Raw genomic sequence first — 6,226 nt, forward strand, 5'->3', positions numbered from 1 at the left:
ACCGTTCATATACCACTCTCTTGCTCAAACGGCACCACAATGCCACTAATGCGCATCGTCGCATGTGGGAATCTGCCACACCATAGGTTCCCTACCATGAATACCGCTCACTCATAGAAAGATTTCCTCTCGCTCAACACAACGACACAAGGAATATCTCTCATGAAACTACGTACTATAGCGCGCCTGATGCTGGCATTCGTCAGCCTGGTGTTTCTTGTCCCACTGAATTCTCTGCCCGCCTCGGCAGACACGTTGCCAGTCGCCCCTGGTAACCCGGGTGTCGCCCCGAAGGTGACTTCACCTGATACTGACGGTGATGGGCTTTCCGACAGCGTGGAAATCAACGGATACGATGCTGATGGTGATGGTAGACCTGAAGTCGATTACAAGAAAATGGGTGCAAATCCCTACCACAAAGATGTATTCGTTGAGATGGACTATATGCCTGGCGAGCTTGCCAGTGAGGAAGAGCTGGACCGTATCGTGCAGTCTTTTGCTGACTTGAATGTTACTAACCCTGATGGCAGGGCAGGCGTTAATCTTCACCTAGATGCAGGTTCTGCCCGGAGTGCCAAGTATAACTTGGGAGGCGGCAACCAGGTTCCGCACCAAGTGCTTACCAACAATATGAAGTCTTCTGGGGAATTGGCAAATATCAGGGCTCGTAATTTTGATTCTGCCCGCTACAACAGCGGTTTCGACTACATGATCTGGGGCGATTACTATGTGGATAATGAAACCGGAAATCGAAACTCATCAGGAGTAGGGCTTCTAGGTGCCCCCGGCTTCATGGTGACCGTTGGAAAAACCTATTGGGAAGGAGCCAACAGCGATGTTCGCGTGGGCACTTTTATCCACGAGCTGGGGCACAACCTCAACCTGAAGCACGGCGGTACTGACGAATTCAACGGCAAGCCTCAGTACTACAGCGTGATGAATTACAACTATCAGCTCACTGGCATTCCCAAGGCGGACGGAACCCGATACTTCGGATACCTGCAGCAGGATATGCCGACCCTTAACGAATGGGCACTGAATGAGCGCGACGGCTTTGGCCCCCAAGCGGGCGAATACCTGTATACGCACAAAGATAAAAATGGGAAAGACGTTACTCAACCCGCAAATCAACCCATCGATTTCAACCGGAACGGCGTTATTGATAATTCTCCGGTCTCGGTAGATCTCAATGGCGACGGGATACTAAATGAGCTAACTGCTCTCAGTGATCTGAAGAAGCTCAACTTTGATATGACGCCTACTCAGGCTGGAGCTGGCGGTCCTGTGGCTCAGCCTGAAGCGGAAGAAAACCCGGTCACTGCGGATGACGCCCGCAACCTGGGCCTTATTCCCTAAATCATTCGGCGTTCTTCCCAAAACGGGGGCGAAGAGGTGTAGCTGCTGAGGGATGTTATTCCGAGCGTGCGAGGACATACATAACGTTCTGAAGCTGGCGAGGCAACGAGCCAGATGAAACACGCCCTCGCTGCGCCTCTTCGCTCCCGGGCTTTACCCCGCACAACCGTTCATATACCACTCTCTTGCTCAAACGGCATCGTGACGCCGCCCAAGATGTATTCGCATCCGAGAGCCCGCAACATCGCAGGTTCTCGCCGATGAATACCACTCACTTCACTCTCTATGTAAGATTCCCTCTCACTCAACACAACGACACAAGGAATATCTCTCATGAAATTACGTACTATAGTGCGCCTGATGCTGGCGTTTGTCAGCCTGGTGCTTGTCATTCCTCTGAATTCTCTGCCCGTTTCTGCGGTGGAGGCGAAGCCCGCTCAGCCTGCACCCGCGCAGAACCGGAATATAGATCCCGTTCAGAACCCCAACTCGGGTGATCGCGACGGCGATCATATTCCCGACGAGCTGGAAAGAGACGGGTACGATATCAACAACGATGGCATACCAGAGATCGATTTCCCTAAGATGGGCGCGGATCCCAACCATAAGGACATTTTTGTCGAGATGGATTATATGCCCGGTGAGCTTGCCAGTGAGGAAGAGCTGGATCGAATCGTGCAATCTTTCGCGGATATAAATATCAGCAATCCCGACGGCAGAACGGGTATCAATCTGCACTTGGATGCCGGTGCCGCCCGAGGCCCTAAGTATAACTTGGGAGGAGGCGAACAGGTCAAGTGGCAAGTGCTCAGCGACGATATAAGTGACAGAGATGGGAACTGGGCCAAGTTTAAAGCTTCTCATATTAACCAGTATCGTGAAGGGCTCTTTCACTATATGGTTTGGGGCGACTACTATGTGCAACAACAAACTGGGGAGAGCGGTTCATCAGGATTGGGACAATTGGGAGATCTTAATTTCATGGTGACTGTAGGAAAGACACACTGGAATAACGATAAAGGTAATATGAGCGATATTCGCGTGGGTACTTTTATTCACGAGCTGGGGCATAACCTCGGCCTGCAGCACGGTGGTGATGCCGATGAGAAAGGCGAAAAAGGTAAACCACAGTACTTCAGCGTTATGAATTACAACTATCAGCTTACCGGTGTGCCCAAGGCGGATGGAACCAAATATTTCGGATACCTGCAGCAAGATATGCCGACCCTTAAAGAATGGGCCTTGGACGAACGCAAAGGCTTTGGTCCCCAAGCGCGTGGGTACATGTATCGGCCCAATTCAGAGGCCGTACTGAGACCAGCAGATGGACCTGTCGATCTCAACGGTAATGGCGAAATCGACCATGGAATCTATGCTCTTGATCTTAACCATGACGGAATGAAAGGCTGGCTGACGGCACCAAGTGACCTGAAAAAACTGAGCTTTGCAGTTGTGTTTGGACGAGGTGCTGACGAGACTATCCCTGAGCCCAAGGTGGAAATAAACCCCATCACTGCGGATGATGCCCGCAAAATGGACCTCATTTCCTAAATAATTCGACGCTTTTCCTAAAATGGGAGCGAAGAATTGCAGCGGGAGCGTTAAACACGCTCCCGCTGCAAACTATTGCTCCCGAATTTTGCCGTTGCAATCGAAAGAACACTGCTGTCCGCTGGGCGACGTACGCGGCCCTTAATATTACGGGCGACAGTCACAAACATTAATATTCGTCATAATATCGCACCAACCACGACACCCCTTATACACTCAAAATCAAGGATTATGAGTCCCGGTGTAAAGCTCTGGCTAGCCGGGCGGCAACCCTCTCCCGTAGCGGGGTGCTCCAGATGATGATCTGGCTTCAAGGGACACGAAGCAAGTACGGCGCGAATGCGCCACCTGCACGACTTGGAACACCAAGAAGGTCACCACCTATAAGGAGGCGGCGCGCGGGGTGCAGGAACACCCTAACATTCGCGAAAGGATACGTAGATGGCTGAGCAGAAGAAGCGCATCGCAGTTAACGCATTCGACATGACCTGTGTGGGTCACCAGAGCTTCGACCTCTGGCGCCACCCCCGCTCCCGCGCTACCGAGTACAACACCATCAAATACTGGACTGACCTGGCACAGATCCTTGAGAAGGGCCTCTTCGACGGCGTATTCCTAGCCGATGTTGTGGGCATCTACGATATTTACAAGAACTCCGCTGCGCCAGCTATCGAAGGCGGCGCGCAGGTGCCCGTGAACGATCCGTTCATGCAGATTTCCGCAATGGCCGCCGTAACCGAGCACTTGGGCTTCGGCGTGACCTCAGCCGTCACCTACGAGCAGCCTTACACGCTTGCCCGCAAGTACGCTTCTCTCGACCACCTCACTAACGGACGTGTGGGCTTTAACGTGGTGACCTCATACCTGCCTTCCGCCGCCGAATGTCAGGGCCTCGAAACCCAGATTGAGCACGACACCCGATACGAACTCGCCGAAGAGTTCCTGGATGTCTGCTACAAGCTCTGGGAAGGCTCCTGGGAAGACGGCGCGGTCGTCAAAGACCGCGAGAAGGGTATCTACGCCGACCCCGCCAAGGTGCACCCGATTCAGCACAAGGGCAAGTACTTCAGCGTGCCTGGTGCGGGTCTGACCGAGCCCAGCCCCCAGCGTACCCCCGTGATTTTCCAGGCGGGCGCATCCAGCCGCGGGCAGAAGTTCTCGGGCAAGCATGCCGAAGTTGTGTTTATCGGTGCGCTGCGCCCCGATTTGACCCGCATTATTACCGACCGTATCCGTGACCGCGCCGAAGAGAACGGCCGCGGCCGCGACGAAATCAAGGTTTTCGCGATGCTCTCCATCATTGTGGACGAAACCGAAGAGAAGGCGAAGGCAAAGTACGAAGAGTACCGCAAGTACGTGAACCTGGAATCTTCGCAGGCCATTATCGGCGGCTGGTCCGGTGTGGATCTTTCCCAGTTCGACGAGGACGAGGTACTCAACTATGTGAAAACCGAGTCGATTCAGTCCTTCCTCACCCCCTTCACCCTGCAGGCCAAGGATAAGCAGTGGACGCGTAAGGATATTGCCGAGCACTGCACTATCGGCGGTATGGGCGAGGTTATTGTGGGCGACCCGCAGCAGGTGGCTGACGAGCTCGAACGCTGGATTGATGAAGGCGGACTGGACGGTATTAACCTGGCATACCACGTTTCACCCGGCTCCTTCGAGGACTTCATCGAGTTCGTGGTTCCCGAGCTGCAAAAGCGTGGACGCTACCGCACCTCCTACGAAGGTGAGACCCTGCGCGAAAGCCTGTTCGGCAAGGGACAGACTAAGGTTGCAGACTCCCACCCGGCCGCGAAGTACCGCGGCGCATACGTGGGTAAGCCCTCCACAGCAGACACCCCGGCACGCGCTATCGCCAACTAAACCCGCTGCTCCTGCACGCTTGGTTGTAAAATCTCCCCTCCTGGGATGATAAAAAGAGCCTTTATTTGAATAAAGCATTAAAAATGCCGCTTTATTCGAATAAAGGCTCTTTTTTTACGCACGTTTAAAATGGGGTGCATGAGCGAAACAACCCTGTATGATCCTCAAACCCGCTGCCCCTGCACAAGCGGCGAGGTATACGGTGCCTGCTGCGGGCGGTACCTGGGCGAGTTTGCCGCATCCGGAACCTTGGGCGCGCCCACACCGCTGGCTCTGATGCGCTCGCGGTTCACCGCCTTCGCCCTGCACGATGCGCCCTACCTGCTGGCGAGCTGGCACCCGCATACGCGCCCCGCCGAGTTAATGCTGGATGAAACGCTGCGCTGGTACCGGCTGGATATTCTGGGCTCTTCGGGCGGTCCCTTCGATGCGGCGGGCACGGTCGAGTTCGCGGCGTACTACCGTTCAGTTCCCGGTACGCCCGCCGAAGAACGTGTGAAAGGTGCCATGCACGAAAAATCTCGCTTCGAGAAAGTGCACGGCACCTGGTACTACCTAGACGGCGAGGTCAGCTAAGTTCCTCCCGATCGGGTAGCATGGCAGAAATATTCCTCTTATGGTATGTTTTTGCCATGATGTCAGTCGCGGAATATGCCCAGCACGCCGGGGTGAGCCCCCGAAGCGTGCGTGCACGCCTTGAACGAGGATCTTTGAGTGGACAAAAAATCGCCGGGCGGTGGATGGTTTCAGATAACCCGCACGAGCATCACTCCGCACATGGGCGCAAAATCTCGATGTCATCCTTCAATCAACTTGCCGCCTATCTTGACGGTAACAGTGCATCCCTTACCCCCGATGCACGCCGCCGTGCCAAAGAACGTGCACATAACCTCTCCGAACGTGGGGTAGAAGCTCTTAGACAGTATGCAGTGCGTGCAGATGCGAAACTTCAATTCTATGCTGTGCCTTCTGCTGACCTGCATGACTTGATGGACGAACGAACATTAGCGCTTACGGGTGTCAGCCACGAATATTCGGAAATTTACGGGGCTACCGTAGAAGCATATGTGACTCCCCACAATCTCGAATCCCTGAAATTTATCTACGCACTGCGTGAAGTTCCGGCACAGGATGCCAACGTTATTCTTCGCGCAGTCAAAGAGTTGCCTAAGATTCGCCCCTTGCACGTTGCGGTTGACCTCCTAGTTTCCAAAGACCCGAGAAGCGAGCGGGAAGCGGAACGTCTGGTGAAAGGACTCATAAGCCGTGCCTGATCAGAAAACGGTGAAAATCCCAGCCCAGGGCGCAGAGCTTTAGCGGAACCCGGTATTGGCCGTCCTCGTGAGCGTGAGATGGCTCAGAATATTGTGAGCTTCCTCGATGAAAGTCTCAAAAACTAGACCTGCGTTTGCTATGTTTATCTAGTTTTCTGAGAAGACTCCACCCTTTA

The 6,226-nt window shown here is 53.9% G+C and carries 5 protein-coding genes and 1 riboswitch; all 5 genes read left to right on the top strand.

Annotated features, from left to right (window positions below; translation table 11 throughout):
* Positions 1-162 precede the first annotated feature (162 nt).
* The 5 genes from HMPREF3164_RS07325 to HMPREF3164_RS07345 all read left to right on the top strand — a co-directional run bounded on the left by HMPREF3164_RS07325 (position 163) and on the right by HMPREF3164_RS07345 (position 6,050).
* On the top strand, positions 163-1,356 hold the full coding sequence (locus tag HMPREF3164_RS07325) for a C4-dicarboxylate ABC transporter substrate-binding protein (RefSeq protein ID WP_070450022.1): 1,194 nt from the start codon (positions 163-165) through the stop codon (positions 1,354-1,356).
* A gap of 333 nt (positions 1,357-1,689) precedes the next feature.
* Positions 1,690-2,907 (top strand): zinc-dependent metalloprotease family protein, encoded by a 1,218-nt coding sequence (locus HMPREF3164_RS07330; protein WP_070450025.1) that lies wholly within the window; start codon positions 1,690-1,692, stop codon positions 2,905-2,907.
* A gap of 227 nt (positions 2,908-3,134) precedes the next feature.
* A riboswitch (SAM riboswitch) is annotated at positions 3,135-3,244 on the top strand.
* A gap of 104 nt (positions 3,245-3,348) precedes the next feature.
* Positions 3,349-4,776, top strand: a complete 1,428-nt coding sequence (locus HMPREF3164_RS07335) for an LLM class flavin-dependent oxidoreductase (protein WP_048752326.1) — start codon at positions 3,349-3,351, stop codon at positions 4,774-4,776.
* Between the two features lie 138 nt (positions 4,777-4,914).
* On the top strand, positions 4,915-5,352 hold the full coding sequence (locus HMPREF3164_RS07340) for a YchJ family protein (protein ID WP_239661892.1): 438 nt from the start codon (positions 4,915-4,917) through the stop codon (positions 5,350-5,352).
* Between the two features lie 56 nt (positions 5,353-5,408).
* Positions 5,409-6,050 (top strand): hypothetical protein, encoded by a 642-nt coding sequence (locus HMPREF3164_RS07345; protein ID WP_246822642.1) that lies wholly within the window; start codon positions 5,409-5,411, stop codon positions 6,048-6,050.
* Positions 6,051-6,226: the final 176 nt, after the last annotated feature.

It is taken from the genome of Rothia sp. HMSC08A08 (assembly GCF_001808385.1).
Taxonomy (GTDB): domain Bacteria; phylum Actinomycetota; class Actinomycetes; order Actinomycetales; family Micrococcaceae; genus Rothia; species Rothia dentocariosa.

What these genes read in the sequence shown, in the direction of transcription:
- HMPREF3164_RS07325 (WP_070450022.1), top strand. Translation starts at nt 163, where the DNA reads ATGAAACTACGTACTATAGCGCGCCTGATGCTGGCATTCGTCAGCCTG.
- HMPREF3164_RS07330 (WP_070450025.1), top strand. Translation starts at nt 1,690, where the DNA reads ATGAAATTACGTACTATAGTGCGCCTGATGCTGGCGTTTGTCAGCCTG.
- HMPREF3164_RS07335 (WP_048752326.1), top strand. Translation starts at nt 3,349, where the DNA reads ATGGCTGAGCAGAAGAAGCGCATCGCAGTTAACGCATTCGACATGACC.
- HMPREF3164_RS07340 (WP_239661892.1), top strand. Translation starts at nt 4,915, where the DNA reads ATGAGCGAAACAACCCTGTATGATCCTCAAACCCGCTGCCCCTGCACA.
- HMPREF3164_RS07345 (WP_246822642.1), top strand. Translation starts at nt 5,409, where the DNA reads ATGATGTCAGTCGCGGAATATGCCCAGCACGCCGGGGTGAGCCCCCGA.